The organism is Lujinxingia sediminis, from assembly GCF_004005565.1.
GTDB lineage: Bacteria > Myxococcota_A > Bradymonadia > Bradymonadales > Bradymonadaceae > Lujinxingia > Lujinxingia sediminis.
The window spans coordinates 79308-97779 of the sequence record NZ_SADD01000001.1 but is presented as its reverse complement, the minus strand read 5'-3'; the positions used below and the strand labels follow the sequence as shown (position 1 = coordinate 97779).

Sequence of the window (18472 nt, the reverse complement as noted above, 5' to 3'; positions counted from 1 at the left end):
ATTGCTCGCTATGGTAACGGTCGTCGGCGAGTTGCGCGCCTCAGAGCCGATATGCCTCTAAGAATTGGGTAAGACGTGAGAGCCCCTCGCTCAACTGAGGCTCGCCAACGGTATAGGCGATGCGCAAAAAGCCCTGGCCTCCGTCTCCGAACCCCTCACCGGGGATCACGAGTACATCCTGCTCGGCCAGAAGCGCCTCGGCCAGCTCACGCGAGCTGGCGAAACGCCCCAGCCAGGGGCGCACATCCACAAACGCGTAAAACGCGCCCTGCATCGCGCTCAACCCCAGCCCTTCGACCGGACTTAAGAGGCGCTGCACCGTCTGGCGACGGGCCGCCAGAGTGACGCAGGCATCGGCTACCGCCTCCCTGTGCGTCTTGAGCGCCTCAATCAGCGCCAGCTGAGCGGGCAAGGGAGCACATGTCACCAGATGCTGATGCAGGGGGGTCAGCGCCGCGATCGTCTCGGCCGGAGCGACCATCCAGCCAATCCGCCACCCCATCACGTGGTGGCTCTTGGAGAGGCCGCTCACGCGCACACCGCGCGCCTGCATCGACTCCAACGCACTCAGCGTGGTGAACACTCCCGACCAGAGATAGTCCTCGTAAATCGCGTCTTCGAGCCAGGCCAGGTCGTGGCGCTCGATCAAGCGGGCCAGCCGGCCGAGCTCCTCTCCGCTGTGAACGGTCCCGGTGGGGTTTGACGGGTTGTTGAGGATGATGAGCCGGCTTGAGGGGCCGATCCGCTCGGCGATCGCGTCCAGATGTAAGCCCCAGGGCTCTCCAGAGGCCGCAGGAGGCACCAGTGGGTAGGCGACAGGGGTCGCGCCGCAGGCCCGCACCAGATTGGCGTAGGCGGGAAACCCGGGGTCGGGAACCAGCACCTCATCACCGGGCTCCACAAGCCCCAGCAGGCTGACCGCCAGGGCCTCCTGCACGCCGCAGGTGAGCATCACCTGGTCGGGCGCACAACCCACATGCGCGGCGACCGCGGCGCGCGCCTCCCCGAGTCCGGCGTTGGGCGTGTAGGGCGCGCGCGTACCGTGTCGCAGCACAGCGGCCGCCCCACGCGCGGCGGCCTCGCTGACGGGAAGGTCGGTCTGCCCCAGCCCGAAGTCGATGGTCTCCGGCCCCATTCCGGCGCGAAGCGCGCGGATCAACGTCGGCTTTATCGACTGCGCCCGCGCCGAGGGGCTCAGAGGGCGCCGAAGGGTCATCGCAACAGCTCCTCAAGAGCGGAGCGCGCGTCGGTGCGATCATCGCGGTACTTGATGATCAACAGCGCCGCCATCGTCAGCCCGTGAGCCTTCGCGAACTCGCCACGTGCCGGGCGGCTACCCGGAATCACCACCGCGCCGGCCGGGATCTTCAGCGGCTCCTCGGCCGTGGCCCGGTAGACCTCTTCGCGCACCAGGTCAAAGACCGGCGTGCTCGCTGTGATCACACACCCCGCCCCGATCACCGCCCCCTTACCCACCTGCACGCCCTCATAGAGGCCGGTGTTACCACCGATCAGCGCGTCGTCTTCGACGACCACAGGTGTCTGCCCGATGGGCTCAAGCACCCCGCCGATCTGCGCGCCGGCCGAGAGATGCACCCGCTCACCAATCTGAGCACAACTGCCCACCAACGCGTGGCTGTCGACCATCGACTGCGCCCCGACATACGCCCCGACGTTCACAAACGCCGGCGGCATCATCGTGACCCGCTCGCCAATATAGGCACCGCGTCGCACCGAGCTCCCCCCGGGCACCACGCGAATGCCTCGCTCGACGACCGGCAGGCGCTGGGCCGGGTAGGTGTCCTTATCGCTGAACTGAAGATCGGCCCCGCCCATCTCGACGTTCTGCCCGAGCCGAAACCCCAGCAGAATGCCGCGCTTGACCGACGGCTCCACCACCCAGCCCTCCTCCGACGGATAGGCCGCGCGAACCTCCCCCCTTTCAAGCAGCTTCAGAAACGCCTCAAAGTCGGCGCGCGCTTCCTCTCCGAGAGTCTCGGCCGGGCGTTCGAAATGAGCATCAATCGCGTTGAGAAGTTCGGGACGCTTCACAGGTATACCTCACAGGTCAAGGAGAGTCGGGCGCAAAACCTAAGCGCCAGAACACGTCGAGGCCACAGTCGCAGCGGCGCGTTCGCGTCGTCGGCTGTGGCCTCGCATGAGATGCCTCATGGCGATCGCGATCGCCAGTTCGTTACGGAGCTTCTTCAGCCGGGGTCGGTGCCACGTCGGCCGGAGCGGGCGCCTCTTCGGCGGGAACCTCTTCGGCCGGGGCCGGAGCCACCTCTTCCGGCGTCTCCACATTGAGCTCGATCGGCGCTGGATTCGCCGGAGCAGGCGCCGCACCGCCACCACCTTCTTCAATGATCTGCTCGACCTGCGACTGCGGCGTCTCGCCGGCAGTCTGGCTCAGGTCCAGCGCCGACTGCGGCCGGCTGGAGTACCAGGCAAGCGCCATGCTGGTCACAAAGAAGGTCGCGCCCAGTGCCACGGTCAGCTTGCCCAGGAAGGTCGCCGCGCCCCGTCCACCGAAGATCTGCTGGCCGACCGCCGCGGCACCTCCAAAACCGGAACCCATGCCACCGCCCTTGCCCGACTGCAGCAAGATCACGACAACAATAACGAAGCTGACAATAACGTGGATGACGAGCAATAAGGTTTGCATGATAGTTTCAAACCGAGAGAGGTTGGATTTTTTCGCGTTCGATCTTTACTTGTCTGCGGGGCAAAGCCGCGCAGCCTGCGCGCGCGAAGTTTTTGCGGCCCCAAAAGCCGAGAGTTCATACCGTAGCGACGAACCGAACGCAAGCGACGAGACCTATGAGTGACCCCCGTTCCAAAGACCAGCTGCCCTGGCCCCGCCTCATTGAGCGTCTGGAGCGTTCGCAACAACGCCTGGAAGCGGCCCACACCGACTACCTGGAATCAGCCGCCGCCAGCCAGCGTGCGCTGACCCGAGTCCTCGAATCTCACGCCGAGCTGGTGGATACCATCCGTCAGTTTGCCAGCGTCGAGCAGCCCTCGGAAGCCTCAGCGGCACCAAAACCACCTGGCGAGCCGATCCCCCCCGAGGAGGAGGCCACTACAGAAGCCATCGCCCCGGCGGCGCATTCCCCGCACGTGGCGGTAAGTCCCACCACCGGCGCGCTCTCCGACACGGAGCTGCCGGCACGCACGTCGGTTCCGCCCCTGCCCTCACCGGCTTCGTCCTCGTCAGGGGCGGTGGCGCGCCACATCACCACGCCCACGTTAAGCGTGGTAGAGGCTCCCGGTCAGCCGCTCCCGGCGCTCAAGCGCGGCCAGCGCGCCCTGATCACCAACGACGGATTCGGAGTCGCGCCTCTCCTGGCCGAGCTGCTTAACGCCCGGGGGGTGCGCGCACGCGTCGAAGGGAGGCGCCCCGATCTCCATGGTCCCACCGACGTGGTCATCTTTCTGGGGAGTTTACGTGCCCCGGCCCACCTCGACGACGCGATGAGCGTGGTTGAAGACGCCCTGATCACCGCCGAGCGCTTCACCACTCGCCTGATGCAGCCCGGAGCCGGATTTGTCGCCGTACTCGACTCCGCCGGTGCCTTCGGTCTGGAGCCTTTCGATCCGGTCGTCGCCCCCTACGGCGCCACCGTGGGCCTCTCCCGTGCACTGCGCCTCCGCCATCGTGCGGCCAACATAAAGGTCATCGATCTCAACGCCGAAGGCCGTGACACCCGCACCATCGCTCAACATCTCGCCACCGAGCTCTTTGAAGGCGGCGAGCGTTCGCCGGTGGCACTCGGCCCCTCGGGGCGCCGCGAGGTGCGCTGGGAGCCTTTCGCCAACCGCGCCACCCCGGCCCCCTGGCTCGACGACACCGGCGCGCCGCTTATTTACGTGCCCGGCCCCGGTGCCGTACTCGCCACGGCCGTCGAACGCCTGGCGATTGCCCACGAGCTTCCCGTGGCCGTGCTCAACCGACCGGGCGTCTCGTCCCAGCTCGCCAGACGAATGGCCGAGCGTGGGGTTGCCCTGCGCAGCGCGGACTACGATCTCGAACGCCTCTTCCCCACCATGGACTTCCTGGACGCCCTTCGCGCCGATCACGGGCCTATCGCCGCCATTGTCGCCGAGCCCTTCCCTGCGCGTCGCCCTGATGACGTGCTGCGCTGGGACGCCACCCGCCCGGCCCTCGATGAGTTCAACGCACTGCTCGCCATGACGATCAACGATCCACTCAACCTGCTCGCTGTGGGCCTGGGGCCGGGCACCCCGGCGGTGGTCGCTTCGGCCATCCGCTACTTTGCCCGCGCCGAGAGCCTGCGTCGTAACGAGCGCCTGCAGGTCCGTCTGGTCCACCTCGACGGCGCCGGTGCCCCCACCCACGGTGACCTCGGCCCGCGCGACTTCGCCCTCACCGAACTCCTCTCCGCCGACGAGCCCGCCATGGCCGAGGTTCGCTTTGAGCGCACCTCATCGCGCCCTGGGATGCAGCGCTAACCCGCCGCGTCAGCGCACCCGGGGCACCACGACCTCCAGACGAGTAGGGTTGTCGGTGTACCCGGAGCGCCGGCGCAACTCACGAAGCCAGGCACAGCCCGCGTCGACCTGCTCGCCAGCATCATCCGGGCATACGATCTCAACCCGGGGCACCGCCTCGTAGCGACGTGCTTGATCGGCCGGTCGTACCCAGAGCTGATAGAGCCCGTCGGCCGATTGATACACCGTGTAGCTCGGCGCACTGGGCTGCAGGCGCTGCACGTCCGTGCCAAAGAGCCCCGGACCTCGCAGCCGGGCGACCGCCCCTTTGATCGGAGCCAGCTCCTTAAGCTCCACCTGTTGTGAGCGCTCCGCCTCCACTTCCACCTCCACAGAGTCGCCCCCGTCCCACGCCATGCGATAGCGCCCCTCGGCCAGCATCACACTCTGCCCACACTCCACCTCGAACATCGCGTCGATCAGCACGCGCCCCTCCCTCCCTTCACAGATCGGCTCCACCTGACCGACCCGAAGACAACGCTCTAACCCGGGAGCCGAGGCCTGCCCGTGGCGCTCCACGTAGAGCTCGCGCTGACGCGTGGCCGCCTCGCAGAACCCCATCGCATCATAGGCCCCCACGATCGCTTCCAACACCTCCGGCCGGCCGGCGATGCCATACGCCCGGTGGAGATCGATAAGCGCCTCGCCATATCGCCCCTCGGCCAGGTGGCGAAGCCCATCACCGTAATAAACGCCCGGGCCGGCATCCTGCTGGCCCCAGACTGGCGAACTGACCAGAAGCGCAAGCGCTCCCACCACCCCGCCAACCCATCCTAGACCACCGCGCATCCATCCTCCTGCAAGTCCGCTCGTCTTTACCACTGCGTTTCGGCGCGCACCTTATCACAGAGTTCGACTACGCCCCAAAGGTCTGACCTCACCGCGCGTCACCCGGGCGTCATCCGGTCACTTCAACCAGCCGGGGATTCATCCGCGCACTCGAGACTTGCACCCCACCGCGCTTGTGCCTAAGTTGCCGCGCGTCTTCGCGACGCCCAACCCTCTCCTGTTCCTTTTGTCCTGTCTCGACTCAGCAGTCTCCCCCGCTTGAGGCCTCTTTTATGTCCGATAACCTGGCGTCTCTGATCCGAAGCGCAAACCCCCAGGCTTTCCACAGCGCACTGCGCTCTCGCCAGGAGCGCGACGCGTCGTCTCCCATCTCCATCGAAGGCCAGACCTTCCGTGAGCTCACCCTCACCGGCTTCGACTTCTCCGAGCTCGACCTGACCAACTGCGCCTTCGAAAACTGCACGCTCAGTGAAGTGCGTTTTAAAGATGCTATCCTCGACGGCGCCTTCTTTGAGGGCGTCACCCTGCTTCACTGCCACTTTGAAGGCGGCAGCTACGAGGGCTGGGCCCTCGACGCCAGCACCTTAAGCCGGTGCTCCTTCGATCAGGTCGTCATCGGCGACAACGAGTGGACGGACTGCCGTCTCAACGAGTGTGAACTCGATGGCCTGGCGGCCCAGGACTGGATGATGGAGCGCGTCACCTTCAAGGGCGGACGCTGGCAGAACGTCTCCATCGACGGCGGCGGCTGGTCCCATGTCACCCTGCGCGAGCTCATCCTCGACACCACCACCATCTCCGATGTCGACGCCAAGAACTGCTATCACGTCGAGACCGTGCTGCGCTCCACCGAGCTCCCGGACGGCTTCCTGGAGAAGAGCGGACGGCGCAAGGCCCTCTGAGCCTCACGCGTCCCCGAATAAAAAACGCCGCGGAGCTCCTCCGCGGCGTTTTTTATTCAGTTCAAAGGGGCATCGCGACGTCTACGCAAGTCCGCGCGTCACCATCTCCTGCACAAAATAACTCGCGACATCCGGCGCCGTCGTCCCTGCCCCGAAGCCGGCATCATACCCCAGCTCCAACGCGAGCTCGTGAGAGATACGTGGCCCGCCGCACACCACCACCATCTTCTGGCGCAGTCCCTCGGCCTCCAGCATATCGATGAGCTCGGCGAGGTTCTTGATGTGCACATCCTTCTGGGTGACGACCTGACTGACCAGGAGTGCGTCGGCCTGCTTCTCTACCGCATGCGCGATCAGATCTTCGTTCCGCACCTGCATACCCAGGTTGTAGGCGTTGATCATCGGGTAGCGCTCCAGACCATACTCCCCGTTGTAGCCTTTCATATTCATGATCGCGTCGATGCCCACCGAGTGGGCATCGGTGCCGGTGCAGGCCCCGAGCACAGTGATTTTCCGCCCGATCTGCTCTTCGATGTAGGCGTTGATCGCATAGAAATCCATGCGCTCGCTCTCGACCTTCGCCACCTGAATCTGCGTAAAGTCGATCGCCTCGGTGAAACGCCCGTACACCAGAAAATAGGTATACCCCTCTCCCAGATCCTGCATGTGATAGACCTGCGGATCTTCAAGCCCCATCTTCCGCGCGACCATCCGGGCGGCCTCCCGCGCCTCCTCCCCGCAGGGCACCGGCAGCGTGAAGCTCGTCTGCACCTGGCCATCATCCAGCGTGTCGCCGTAGGGCCTCACCCGCGTTAGATCGGGCGGTGTCGCCCCTACTCGTCCTACTACTGCCATCACAACCTCCGCGATCGAGCATCGCTGCCTGTCACCTGATCCGTTCTCACCGGCCTTCCGTTTGCCACAGCGCCCTGGCCAGCCTTAGCTCATTCTCTACACGAAACCTCACCGCGCTGCTCGGCCTCACTCCAGCAAGCGAAGGGGCGCACGACCAACTGGGAGTTATAATATCGGGGCATCCCCGAGACCTCCGCGCCCAACCACCGCGGCCGCACAAAGGCCTCATCGGCGCTCGCCAGCTCAACTTCGGCCACGATCAGCCCCTGGTTCTCTCCTGTGAACTCATCGATTTCCCAGAGATGTTCGCCGACCTCGACCTCATGGCGGACCTTCTCCAGCCGATGCCCCTCACAGAAAAGCGCGAGCATCTCCCGGGCCTCTTCGACCGGGATCGCATACTCAAACTCGGCCCGAGCAAGCTCCTTGACCGGGCCCTTCAGCGTCAAAAACGCCTCCGCGCCTGCCACCCGCACCCGCACCGTCGTTCCCGGTGAAGCTGCCAGATAGCCCTGCGCCATCGGCTGACTCTGCTTAATATGCGTCCGCCAGCTCGCATCGCATACAAGAAATTTTCGCTCGATCTCGATGCCCATCACGCGCTCGCCCTGCTTGCCCTGACGCGCCCGGTGAGCAACTTCTCCGAACGCAAGCCAGCGCTGTTTTCGGCCGACTGCTACGGCCCTGCTGCGCGCCACGCTGGCACGGCGCGATGGCCCTCGTCAACGACCGCCTCTTCTGATCGCCTCCCCCCCACCGAGAGCACAGGCATGACCAGGCGCCACGCCACCTCCGACGCCCTCTTTCAACTTCATCGCGCGCTGCTCGAAGACGACCACCGGTGGCCCGCTCCCCGACCCGATCACCCACTGGTGCGTCCGGAGCAACGCGTGCTCGCCAGACAGCAATGGGCCCGACGCGCCGCGGCCACCCGCCAGAGCGTCGAGCAGATCATCGGTTGGCTGGCCGCCATCAGTCTCAGCGATGCCCCGGCGGCGGCATTAAGTCCCGCAATTTTCAGCCTCGATGAGCTTAACCGCCACCTCTACCTCACGCTGCATATCTGTGACGCCCTGGGCGCCTCGCCACCGGCGCCCCCGGAGCACGCTACCGCCATCACTCCTACCCCCGAAGCCATCTTCGATGCTGGCGTGGAGATCTTCGTCTTTAATCTGACCCTCTCCCGTGCCACCTACCTGGGCCTGAGCGCGGTCAGCTCCGACAACGCGATCATCAACCTCTGCGAGACCATCGAGCGCAGCCTTACCGAAGTCCTGGCCGCCTCGCGCACCCTGCTCGACTGGCTCCTCACCACTCACCAGCGCAACGCTGCTCGCCAGGCCCGTGCCCGCACCCCCTCGCTGCTCTTTGCCTACGAGCGCCTCTTTGATGCCGGCCCTCAAACCCTCGACCGCCTCGCCGGACGCGAGATCAGCGTCGATACCGAAGCCGGAAACCTCGGAACCCTCCAGCCCGCCCAGCTCGCAGCGATCTACTACCACACCGTCGACCAGGAGGTCTTCCCCTGGCTCGATCACCTCGGGCTGCGCAGCGACGAGGCCTGGCGCGTGCACTACGAGGTCTCTCCCTCGCCCGACGCTTCTCCGGCCTGCGCGGCTGCCGTTGGCATCGACAGCTCCTCCTCGTCCCACTGACCCGCGGAAGTCCGCAAGCCAGCGCTAACTCATACCAATCTTTACCCGACCGCTTCTTGGAATTTCGCCCCCTTTTCCCTACATTATCCGACTGATAAGCCCTCGTCGGCAGGGCTATGTACCTTTTTGCTGTGAGCTTTTGATGCGTCCATTCCCTTTCGCGCCCCTTCTGATGCCTGGCCTTATGGGCCTGGTCGTTGCCTGTTCTCAATCATCCGAGCCGAGCCCAGAGCAGCCGATCATCATCATCGAAGACCCCGTTCCGGACGCTTCCGACCCCACAACCCAACCGGATACCGACATCGATGCTACCCCCGACGCCAGTAGCGGCAGCGTCGACGGGGAGGCCTGCGAGAGCGATGCCAGCTGCCGAAGCGGGTTCTGCGCTCCCGCACCCGACTGGCCCGGCGGCTACTGCACCACCGTCGATTGCAACACCCGCGAAGACTGTCAGAGCGATGGCGAGAACAACGCATGCCTGCTTCCCGGGCGCGGCTCCAACTTCTGCGTGCGTCTGTGCACCTCCAACGACGCGTGCCGCGAGGGCTACGTCTGCCAGGCCCTCTCACAAAGTGAAGGGTACTGCGCTCCCAACCCCGCGCCCCCCTTCGAGGGCACCGGCGATGACTTCCCCTTCGAGGTCACCTGCACCCCCGCTCCGGGAGGGCGCGCCGACCTGGCCTTTGACGTCTCCGACGATCTTCACTCCTACACCGTGGTGCCCTTTGTCTCGTCCGGGCGACGGCTCTTTCCCAGCTCGGTCACATCCGATCTCGACGGCACCTCATTTAATCTGCGTCAGGAAAACGGCTTTCAGGCCACAGGCTCGCAGCTTTTTGGCTTTATCAACCCCACTATTTTCCCGGCAGTCCCCGACGACATTGGCAAGATCCGGGAGGGGGCGCACACCTACCGCCTGAGCACCGACGACTCCGAGGTCTGCCACTACCTGCTCGAGCGCCCCACCCGCGGCACCGAGATCGATCTGAACATTTACCTGGTCGGCTTGAGTTATCTGGGACTCAACGCCAACACCGCCGCCAACCACGACGATCTGCAAGAGATCCTGGCCGCGGTCGAAGCCATCTACAACCAGGCCAACGTCTCGCTGGGTCAGGTGCGCTATTTCTCAGTACCGGAAGAGGCCGAAGCGGCCTACAGCATCGTACGCAGCGAAGCGGACGTGGCGCGTCTGGCCATGCTCACCGAAGCGCCGGGCAACGACGCCGACAGCATGCTCAGCGCCAACCTGATTCTTGTGCAGAGCTTTGATTTCACCGACTCCGCCGGAACCCTTGGCATCTCGATGGGCATCCCCGGCGCCCCCGCCCTGCACGGCTCTGGCATCAGCGGCGTAGCGCTCACCGGCGAGTACATCGGCCGCGGTGGCAGCCGCTTCAATGGCAACGGCTTCACCGCCAACATCATCGCCCACGAGCTCGGCCACTTCCTGGGGCTTTTTCACACCACCGAATCCACCGCGCGACACTTCGATCCTCTCGATGACACCCCGCGCTGCACCGAAGGGTTCCCGGAGAGTTGCCCCGATCTCGGCAACCTGATGTTCCCGCTGGCCGATCCCGACAACTTCATCATCACCGCCGATCAGGCCCATACGATCGGTGTGAACCCGCTGGTCAAATAAGCTCTAAAAAGCGCCCCCGCTGCCACCAGCATCGCTGCTCACGCCGACGTTTTCGTATTTGATAAGGCCCCGCCATGAAGCTCTTTCTGATCGCACTGACCTTGCTCAGCCTGCTGGCCACCGGCGCCAACGCTGAGCCTGCCGCCAAACCTTCCGACACCTCCGCCCCCGGCGTCAGCGACGATGCCAGCGCTGCCCGCGACGCCCATATCGAAGAGGCGGTGTTGATGCTCCTCTCCCAGCATCACCGCGCGCCCACCCTCAAGCAGCTTGAAGGCCTGACCCCGCGCGCGCGCTACTTCGTGGAGCGCATCGCCCGCGACGAAGACGCCTTCGCATTTCACCGCGAGCGCGCCCTGATCGCTCTGGGCTACTGGGCCGACGACGCCACCTTCAACTACCTTGCCGGCCTGCTCGACAACCCGCAGACCGATGAGAGCCTGCTGCACACCCTGCTCCCCTTGCTTGCCAACAGCTTTGGTGAGCGCGCCGTGGGCGAACTCACACCTTTTGTACTTGAGCATGACAATGTGCAGGTTCGCATCAGCGCGGCGGCCGCACTGGGGCGGCTCAACAGCGATGAAGCCTTCAAGATCCTCGACATCGCTATCGAGCAGGAGCCCAACCCCATCGCACGTCAGCGCATCGAAGACGCCGCCGCGCGCCTGCGCTGAGCCAGCGCGGCGTTCGACCGCGCCTGCGAGGGCTAAAGCGTCACACCATCAGGCCGTAGCCCCCGCGTGTCCGGGCTCCTCACTGGCCCGACGAGCCACCTCGGCAAAGACGCGGCGTGCGTTGCCCTCGCTGATCTTCTCAATCGCGTCGTCGTCATAGCCGCGGCGGCGCATGCCCTCGATCATCGTCTGAATATCACGGCAATCATGATGATCGGCCAGGATCGTGGGCAACCACCCGTCGTAATCCGAGCCCAGCGCCACATGCTCCACCCCCACCCGCTGCACAAAATAGTCGAGATGATCAAGGGCCACCTCACTGGTGGCCCTCCAGCGCCCGCTCAAATAGCGAGGAGCAAAGATCACCCCCATCACCCCACCCGTCTTCGCGATGGCATCAATGGCCCTGTCGCTGATGTTGCGTGGGTGCTCAAACACCCCCTTCGCCCCGGTATGCGTGCACATCACCGGCGCCTGACTCACCTCACAGGCATCGAGCACACAGGGGTTATTCACGTGGGCCAGATCGACGACGACTCCAAAGCGGTTGAGTTCCTCCACAAGCCTTCGCCCAAACGCGGTGAGCCCATCTCGCTCATTGGCTCCGCGTCCCATCGAAGGCGTCGCCGCCGAGTTGGCTGAGAAATGGGTCAGGGTCAGATATCCCACGCCCATCTCCGCGAGCTCTCGCACACGCTCGATCTTCGCGTTGAGCATATGAGCCCCCTCCACGCCCGGTCCAAGCCCCAGGCGCCCCGAGCGCGTCTTCGAAGCCGCCCATTCTGCCGCGCCCCACACCCGCTCCACCCGATCATCTTCGGCACAGAGCGCATCGAGGTAGGCCACTTGCTTCTTGAGCTCCCGCCAGCCCCCCTCCCGCTCTACCGGCCAGTAGTGGATCCCCAGACACGCCCCGCTGTAATCGGCTTCGAGCATCCGCGGGATATCTGCATGCCAGAAGAGAGGCTGCCCGCCGATCCCCCGACGATGCTTCTTGCGAAGGTCGTAGCCGAAAAGGCGCTGCTGAATAATCGAGTCGACATGCAGATCAAGAATCCCCAAAACTCACCTCGCATCATATAAGCCAGACCATGGCCTACTCTAACGCACCTGATGCTCCGGCGCGACGCTCTCCCCCCAGTCCCATCCCCGGAGCTCGCACCACACATGAGCCACTCAGACGCACGCCGAGCATCGCGCAGATCCCGCCGAGTTCCGACGCATCCACCTCATCGAAGGCCGCCGGTCGATCCGAGTCCACATCAAGCACCGCCACCACCTGGCCATCGGCCAGGCAAACCGGCACCACGATCTCCGAGCGCGTCGTGGCCGAGCACGCAATATGCGCCTCATCGGCCCGCACATCGTCGACCCGCTGAACCTCAGCAGTGCGCGCGGCACGTCCGCAAACCCCGCGCTCAAAGGGAATCGTCAGACACCCGTGCCCCCCCTGATAAGGCCCCACCTTAAGCATCCCCGGCGAGGTCACGCGGTAGAACCCGGTCCAATCAAAGTCCTCAAAGGCGTGATGCAACTCGCAGACCACCGTAGCCAACATCGCCACCTCATCGCTCTCTCCCTCCAAAAGCGCATGCAAACGCTCAGCGACCTCCCGGTACCTCGCTCGCCTCTCAGCCCGCGACTGCCCCCGCGGCAGCGGCGCCTCCATCAGCCCTCCTCCCGCGGCTCAAAGTTGAGCGCCGCCGAGTTCACACAAAAACGCATGCCCGTCGGTGCCGGGCCGTCGGGAAAAACGTGCCCCAGATGCGCCCCGCAACTCGCGCATAAGATCTCGGTCCGTACCATCCCGTGGGAGCGATCCTGGCGTGTCATCACGCGTTGCGCATCGATCGCATCATAAAAACTCGGCCAACCGCTGCCCGAGTCATATTTGGTACTTGAATCAAAGAGCGACGCGCCACAGGCCACGCACGTATACACGCCGTCGCCCTTGTGATTGTAGTACTTCCCGCTAAAGGGCGGTTCGGTGCCGCACTGGCGGGTCACCCGGTAGGCCTCCTCCCCCAGAATCTCACGCCACTCCTCTTCGCTGCGCTCAACCTCAAACTGCGGTTTTGGTTCACGTTCGTCACTCATGTTCGCTCCTTGCTGAAGAACCTTTTTATAACTTTTGCAGCCCCGCTTTTCTGCCACTGCTTGCATACTCCCCACGAAGGGATCTAACACTACACATGACCCAGAAACTTCCAGAAGGACGGCCTCGTCCTTCACCGCCGCTTCTCACAGCCCAGGTAATCGTAATGCCTACCCCCATCGCCAACTTCCGAAACCTGCGCACAGCTCTGCTGACCGCGATCTTCGCCGTCGGAATCTTCTCGACGCAGCTCGCCAGCGCCCAGGACTCCAGCACCGACGAAAACACCCCGGCAACAGAAGCGAAATACCGGCCCGGCGATGCCCTCTTCAATGCCGAACATCTCAAGGTGATGCGAGAGGAGCGTCGCGTCATGATCCAGCAGCAACGCGCCGAGCGCGCCGCCCACCGCGAGATGCTCCGCAACAACACCGATCACCCTGCGATCAGAGCAGGTATTGAAGCGCGTCGCACCCATATGGAGCGCCTGGCGAAGCTTGATCGCATCAAGCAAATCGGCGAGCAAAATCAAGATCAGGCGTTGATCGATCGCGCTCTGGCCGCCCGCGACCTGGAACTGCGACGCTACTTCATGTGGCGCACCTACCATCGCGCCACCACCACGGAATTAACCGGTATCATCCCCCAGACCGATACCACCGGAGAGTGATGATGACCCGCTATCTTTTCTACACCCTACTCGCCATGCTCCTGATCACCACGACAGCCTGCAAGAAATCGGAGCCCGAAGAGCCGATTCACGTTGAGGAGTCCGACCTCAAGGACGAGAAAGAAACGATCAAGTCCTCCATCAACACCCCGCTCTCCAAACGCCAGATGGAGTACCAGGAGCAAGCCCTGGAGACGCTCAACTCCGAGAACGCCGTCGAGGTGCTCACCGAGCTTGAGCAAGAGATTCAGCGCGAGGTGGACGAGCTCCAGGTTCAATTCGATGAGATCGAGTTGGAGCTTCCCGAAGACTGAGCCCTCGGCCTCGCAGGCCGGCCCTCAGTCAGCCGGCCCTCAGTCCGAAGTCACGTCCGCAGGCTCCCGCTATGCAGCCGGAGCGGCGGGCGTGGCAAGCCCCTTCACATACGTGCGCATCGACGCGGCGATAGGCTCGGGGTGGCCCAGCAAACCTGTGTGGGTCGCCTCTTCCAGCCACATCAACCGCGCCCCGGGAATCAGCATCGCCATCTCACGCCCGAGCTCCCCCGGTGAGAAGACGTCGCGCCCCCCGGCGATGACCAGGGTGGGCACATCGATCGTATCGAGAAGATCACGCGCCGAGTGAGCCTGGGCCGCGACTCCGAGCGCATGCCAGCTTGCAGCATCAATCCCTCCCAACGTCTCATAAAAGGGCCGCATCGCTCTGGCGCCAACGCCTCGCCCCACCACGCCCGTAAGCTGCGCGAGACCATGCACCCCGGGCATACGCCCGCTCCACGCGCCGGCTTTAAGCATCGCTCCGGCCCACCTGGGTCGCACGCGCCGAAACACCTCGAAGAGCTGCGGTCCCACCTTCGGACTGATCAACGTGTCGAAGGGCCGCTCAAAAGGCCCGAGGATCGGCACAAGGCCCATTACCCGCTCGGGCATCAGACGCCAGGCCTCCAGCACGATCTGACACCCGAATGAAAACGCCACCTGCACCGCGCGCTCCACACCGGCGGCGTCCATCACCCGGCGCAGATCGTCGGCACACCCGGCTACCGTCAAGCTCTGCGGCTCACGCGCCGGCTGCGAGCGTCCGTGCCCGCGCAGATCCCAGGTGATCGCCCGCACCTCCGAGCCCAACGCCGCCACAAGCGCATCCCAGTAGTAGGTGGAGGTGGCGTAGCCGTTGGTGAAAACCACCGGCACCCCGTCGCCGCCGCTGTCACGATAGGCAAGCGACGTCCCGTCACCGGCAATGGCCCACTTCAGGGGTAGTCCCGACATCTTGTACTCCCGTGCGTGTCTCGCGTTGCATCGCCGCGCACAGGCGGCGCGCCTCACATCATCGCCTTACTCGTAACCTTCAATAAGGCGAACATGAACCTCAACCGGAGCGTCATCGACGCGCATCCAGCCGCTGTGGGCGTTATGACGCACCTTCACCCACCACTGCTGCTCAAGCGGGCTCCAACGCTCCTTGACCTCAGGATGCGCTGCGCCCTGCGCTGCCCGCTCCTGCGGGAGCACATCCGCGTCTGGACGCGCCACCTTACGAAGGCCCATCTCCTCATTCGGACACGGCCCGAGCAAGACCTGGTCGCGTGCCCCGACAAAGCAGGTGCCCTCACCGCCGTACTGATAAAGCGCAACCTGCTCCCCTTCTTCCAGAGCCAGGCGTACCTCCTCAGCATCCAACTCCTCAAAATCCTCATCGTAGGCCAGGCCGGCCAACTCCAGCGCCCGGATGACCTCGTACGAGGTCGGCTCCAGCACCTGCACGCGGGTGTCCTCCCAGACGATCTCTTCGGTGTCCATCCAGCTGGCCTGTCCCACCTGCGCGGAGCTGGCATCCGGGGCCTCATGGAGCCTCACCTCGCGCTCCCCTCCGAGCCACATCAGATCAAAGGTATGCAGCTCTTCTCGCCCCGGCCAACTGGCAAAACTCAAGGGGCCTTCCGGTGGTCCGGAAGGTTGCACCTCGTCAACATCGGGTTCAGCGGGCGCTACGACCTCCGGTGCCTCCTCACGCTCCACCGGCACACCGGGCGCCGCCGGACTCTCGGGCGCTCCACCACGATCGCATCCGACCCAGCCCCCCGGCAGCATCAGCAGCATCAGCAGCGCCGCTACCTCGACGTTGTTCTTCGCCCTTCGTTCATCAGAGTTCATCGCTTCCTCACTTGCCACAACGCGCCTCGACCTCTCCTGAGGCTTCTGCGATTATCACGGCCCCTGTGGGATTTAAAGCCACGCCAGCTGAGGTCGACATGCAAGCAAAGAGCAAAGGCAATCGCAGCAAAACGCTTCCAATCGTGGTCGTGTTGATTGTGGCGCTGGGCGCCTGGGTCTTTTTCACCGGGAAAGACACCGCCCTCCCCGAAGAAGAATCACCGAGCGTTGCCCACCACAGCTCCGTGGATAGCCCCTCCGGCGAGTCCCCCGCCTCCCCGGCCCCCGCTTACGCAACGCTCGACGATCCGCGCGCCGCACTCTGCGAAGATGGCGACGCCCAGGCCTGCCACAGCCTCGCCAATGACCTGGCGTTTGACACCGAGCGCGCCAAGGAGCTTCCCCTCGCCATCGAACTCTTTACTCGCGCCTGCCAGCTCGAGCGCGGCGAGGCCTGCCACGATCTCGGCCTGATCCACAGCCAGGGCGTGAGCGTGCCGCAAGACCCCGACCAGGCCCGACACTTCTTTGAGCGTGCCTGCGAGCTCGGCCAGGAGCAGGGCTGCGCCGACGCCCGAAACGTCGGCACCGGCACCTCGCTTGCCGACTACGCCCCGCAGTGGGAGGAGAGCTGCGAGCAGGGTGACCCGAAGGCCTGCATGGACCTGGCCGTCGCCCTCCTCCTCAATGAGGAAGGCTCCGATCCCGCTCGCGCCGAAGAACTTCTCAACCGTGCCTGCCAACTCGACGACGCCGAGGGATGCCTGCGCCTGGCCGAACTTCATGAGACGCTCGGGCGCCCCGTCGCCGAGGTTCAGGCCCGCATCCAGGACGCCTGCGCCGCAGACTATGGCCCGGCCTGCACCACGCTCGCCGACCGCCTCAAAGACGCCGCGGCCGAGCCGGCCAGAGTCGACGCCCTCTACGCCCGCGCCTGCGAGATCGGTGACGTCAACGGTTGCTCCGAACACGCCTTGCGCCTGGCCCAGAGCGGTGAACTGAGCGCCGCCCGCACCCTCTGGAAAGAAGGCTGCGAGCGCTGGCATGGCTACAGCTGCTTCCACCACGCCCGCTCCTTTCTGGAGGCAGCCTCCGGCCAGGAGACCTCTCCCCAGATGATCTTCGGCTTTGAGCGCGCCTGTGCCCTCAACGTCCCGGTGGCGTGCTACAACCTGGCGATCTACTTCAACACCCGGCAACCCGACCCGGACTTTACCCGCGGCAGAGAGCTCTTAAGCCGCGGCTGTGAGCTTGGCCACCTCCAGGCCTGCACCTTCGCCGCCCAGATGCGCTCGGCTGGCCAGGGCGGCCCCGTCGACTCCGCCGGCGCCCGCAACGCACTGGAGCGCGCCTGCGAGCTCGGCGACGCCCGCGCCTGCACACGTGCGCAACCTTGACGTGCGCCCAGCCTTGACTAGCGTAACGCTCAAGCCCGCAGCTTAAATGGCGCGCACGGCGTGCACTCCGCGCGCTCAAATCCAACGGCAACCCCTGCAATGAGATGATGATGAAACGCACACTTCCCGGCCTCCTCGCCCTTTTGATCGCTTTCAACCTGGCCCTGGGCTGCGACAGCCCCCCCGAGCCCCGCGTCGACTCCACTCCGGCTGAGTCCGAAGCCGCCACCGCAGAAGAAGCCACCGAAGAGGCCACCGAAGAGGCCACCGAGCAGGCCGATGAGGCCGCCCAGGCCAATCGCGAAGACGCCGTAGCTGACAACGCCGAGCAGGCCGGCACCAGCGGCACACTCGCTGCAAACAACGCCGCCATCCTGCACCCGGAAGCCGCCAACGAAGAGGCTCCCGAAACCTTCAAGATCAACTTCGGCACCACCGAAGGTAACTTCATCGTGGAGGTTAACCGCGAGTGGGCCCCTCGCGGCGCGGACCGCCTCTACAACCTGGTCAAGATCGGCTACTACGACAACATCGCCTTCTTCCGTGTCATCAACGGCTTCATGGCCCAGTTCGGCATTCACGGCGATCCCCGCGTCAACCAGATCTGGCGCGACGCCCGCATCAGCGACGACGCGGTCAAGCAGTCCAACGAGCGCGGCTACGTCAGCTTCGCCACCGCCGGCCCCAACACCCGCACCACCCAGCTCTTCATCAACTTCGGCAACAACGCCCAGCTCGACGGCATGGGATTTGCCCCGGTCGGCCGCGTTATCGAAGGCATGGACGTCGTCGACAGCCTCTACAAAGGCTACGGTGAAGGAGCCCCCCGCGGCCGTGGCCCCGACCAGGGCCGCCTCCAGGCCCAGGGCAACGCCTACCTCAAGGCTGACTTCCCCGAACTCGACTACACCACCGAAGTTCGCATCGTCGAATAATCACGACGGCACCGCCAAAGACGCTCCCTGCGCCAGGGGGCCTCAACTCCGGCTCAGGACACGCGTCCTCCGAAGCCCTCGCCGCCCGGCGAGGGCTTTTTTATGTCTTCGCCAACGCATCGTGTCCCTTCTCCGCGTGCTGGCTCCCTTTCGTTCCCCCGCGCCGCGCTCAAGCCCTCCCGCTGCA

General features: G+C 64.8%; 20 protein-coding genes. 9 read left to right on the top strand and 11 right to left on the bottom strand.

Going from position 1 to position 18472, the window contains the following annotated elements; all coding sequences use genetic code 11:
• Window positions 1-40: 40 nt before the first annotated feature.
• The 3 genes from EA187_RS00410 to secG form a co-directional block, all read right to left on the bottom strand.
• On the bottom strand, window positions 41-1216 hold the full coding sequence (locus EA187_RS00410) for a pyridoxal phosphate-dependent aminotransferase (protein WP_127778802.1): 1176 nt from the start codon (window positions 1214-1216) through the stop codon (window positions 41-43).
• Complete coding sequence (locus tag EA187_RS00405; protein WP_206524142.1) at window positions 1213-2052, bottom strand: 2,3,4,5-tetrahydropyridine-2,6-dicarboxylate N-succinyltransferase; 840 nt, start codon at window positions 2050-2052, stop codon at window positions 1213-1215. Before EA187_RS00405 ends, EA187_RS00410 begins: the two co-directional genes overlap by 4 nt.
• A gap of 142 nt (window positions 2053-2194) precedes the next feature.
• Complete coding sequence (secG, locus tag EA187_RS00400) at window positions 2195-2665, bottom strand: preprotein translocase subunit SecG (protein WP_127778800.1); 471 nt, start codon at window positions 2663-2665, stop codon at window positions 2195-2197.
• Window positions 2666-2820: 155 nt separating this feature from the next.
• Between secG and EA187_RS00395 the strand changes: the two genes are divergently transcribed.
• A complete protein-coding gene (locus tag EA187_RS00395) occupies window positions 2821-4473 on the top strand; it encodes a hypothetical protein (RefSeq protein WP_127778799.1) in 1653 nt (550 codons plus the stop codon).
• 9 nt (window positions 4474-4482) lie between these two features.
• Here EA187_RS00395 and EA187_RS00390 read toward each other — a convergent pair whose 3' ends face one another.
• The gene (locus tag EA187_RS00390) at window positions 4483-5301 is read right to left on the bottom strand and encodes a hypothetical protein (protein WP_115603468.1); all 819 of its coding nucleotides are present in this window, start codon (window positions 5299-5301) and stop codon (window positions 4483-4485) included.
• A 272-nt stretch (window positions 5302-5573) separates the two neighbouring features.
• On the opposite strand from EA187_RS00390, the gene EA187_RS00385 reads away from it, so the two are divergent.
• Window positions 5574-6203, top strand: coding sequence for a pentapeptide repeat-containing protein (locus EA187_RS00385; protein ID WP_115603469.1), 630 nt, complete (start codon window positions 5574-5576; stop codon window positions 6201-6203).
• An 81-nt stretch (window positions 6204-6284) separates the two neighbouring features.
• Here EA187_RS00385 and kamE read toward each other — a convergent pair whose 3' ends face one another.
• Window positions 6285-7058: a lysine 5,6-aminomutase subunit beta gene (kamE, locus tag EA187_RS00380; protein WP_115603470.1), complete on the bottom strand. Its 774-nt coding sequence runs from the start codon at window positions 7056-7058 to the stop codon at window positions 6285-6287.
• Between the two features lie 89 nt (window positions 7059-7147).
• Window positions 7148-7756, bottom strand: coding sequence for a CYTH domain-containing protein (locus tag EA187_RS00375; protein WP_206524141.1), 609 nt, complete (start codon window positions 7754-7756; stop codon window positions 7148-7150).
• Window positions 7757-7828: 72 nt separating this feature from the next.
• On the opposite strand from EA187_RS00375, the gene EA187_RS00370 reads away from it, so the two are divergent.
• The 3 genes from EA187_RS00370 (at window position 7829) to EA187_RS00360 (ending at window position 11032) form a co-directional block, all read left to right on the top strand.
• Window positions 7829-8713, top strand: coding sequence for a hypothetical protein (locus EA187_RS00370; protein WP_127778798.1), 885 nt, complete (start codon window positions 7829-7831; stop codon window positions 8711-8713).
• Between the two features lie 142 nt (window positions 8714-8855).
• Complete coding sequence (locus EA187_RS00365) at window positions 8856-10358, top strand: hypothetical protein (protein ID WP_127778797.1); 1503 nt, start codon at window positions 8856-8858, stop codon at window positions 10356-10358.
• Window positions 10359-10432: 74 nt separating this feature from the next.
• Window positions 10433-11032 (top strand): HEAT repeat domain-containing protein, encoded by a 600-nt coding sequence (locus EA187_RS00360; RefSeq protein ID WP_127778796.1) that lies wholly within the window; start codon window positions 10433-10435, stop codon window positions 11030-11032.
• A gap of 48 nt (window positions 11033-11080) precedes the next feature.
• Here EA187_RS00360 and EA187_RS00355 read toward each other — a convergent pair whose 3' ends face one another.
• From EA187_RS00355 to msrB, 3 genes are read right to left on the bottom strand one after another with little or no spacing between them, the layout of a single operon-like run.
• Window positions 11081-12094, bottom strand: coding sequence for a dipeptidase (locus EA187_RS00355; protein ID WP_127778795.1), 1014 nt, complete (start codon window positions 12092-12094; stop codon window positions 11081-11083).
• A 34-nt stretch (window positions 12095-12128) separates the two neighbouring features.
• Window positions 12129-12701: a GAF domain-containing protein gene (locus EA187_RS00350; RefSeq protein WP_115603476.1), complete on the bottom strand. Its 573-nt coding sequence runs from the start codon at window positions 12699-12701 to the stop codon at window positions 12129-12131.
• A complete protein-coding gene (msrB, locus tag EA187_RS00345) occupies window positions 12701-13129 on the bottom strand; it encodes a peptide-methionine (R)-S-oxide reductase MsrB (RefSeq protein WP_115603477.1) in 429 nt (142 codons plus the stop codon). Before msrB ends, EA187_RS00350 begins: the two co-directional genes overlap by 1 nt.
• 164 nt (window positions 13130-13293) lie before the next feature.
• On the opposite strand from msrB, the gene EA187_RS00340 reads away from it, so the two are divergent.
• Both EA187_RS00340 and EA187_RS00335 read left to right on the top strand, forming a co-directional pair.
• Window positions 13294-13797 (top strand): hypothetical protein, encoded by a 504-nt coding sequence (locus EA187_RS00340; RefSeq protein ID WP_127778794.1) that lies wholly within the window; start codon window positions 13294-13296, stop codon window positions 13795-13797.
• Between the two features lie 2 nt (window positions 13798-13799).
• Complete coding sequence (locus EA187_RS00335; protein ID WP_115603479.1) at window positions 13800-14111, top strand: hypothetical protein; 312 nt, start codon at window positions 13800-13802, stop codon at window positions 14109-14111.
• 69 nt (window positions 14112-14180) lie between these two features.
• On the opposite strand, the gene EA187_RS00330 is transcribed toward EA187_RS00335, so the two are convergent.
• Together EA187_RS00330 and EA187_RS00325 are read right to left on the bottom strand one after the other, a co-directional pair.
• Complete coding sequence (locus EA187_RS00330; protein WP_127778793.1) at window positions 14181-15068, bottom strand: alpha/beta fold hydrolase; 888 nt, start codon at window positions 15066-15068, stop codon at window positions 14181-14183.
• A 66-nt stretch (window positions 15069-15134) separates the two neighbouring features.
• Entirely contained in the window at window positions 15135-15953 is an 819-nt protein-coding gene (locus tag EA187_RS00325) for a hypothetical protein (RefSeq protein ID WP_127778792.1), read from the bottom strand.
• A gap of 98 nt (window positions 15954-16051) precedes the next feature.
• Here EA187_RS00325 and EA187_RS00320 point away from each other — a divergent pair, with 98 nt between their 5' ends.
• Window positions 16052-17350, top strand: a complete 1299-nt coding sequence (locus EA187_RS00320; RefSeq protein ID WP_127778791.1) for a tetratricopeptide repeat protein — start codon at window positions 16052-16054, stop codon at window positions 17348-17350.
• Window positions 17351-17460: 110 nt separating this feature from the next.
• Complete coding sequence (locus EA187_RS00315) at window positions 17461-18285, top strand: peptidylprolyl isomerase (protein ID WP_127778790.1); 825 nt, start codon at window positions 17461-17463, stop codon at window positions 18283-18285.
• Window positions 18286-18472 lie beyond the last annotated feature (187 nt).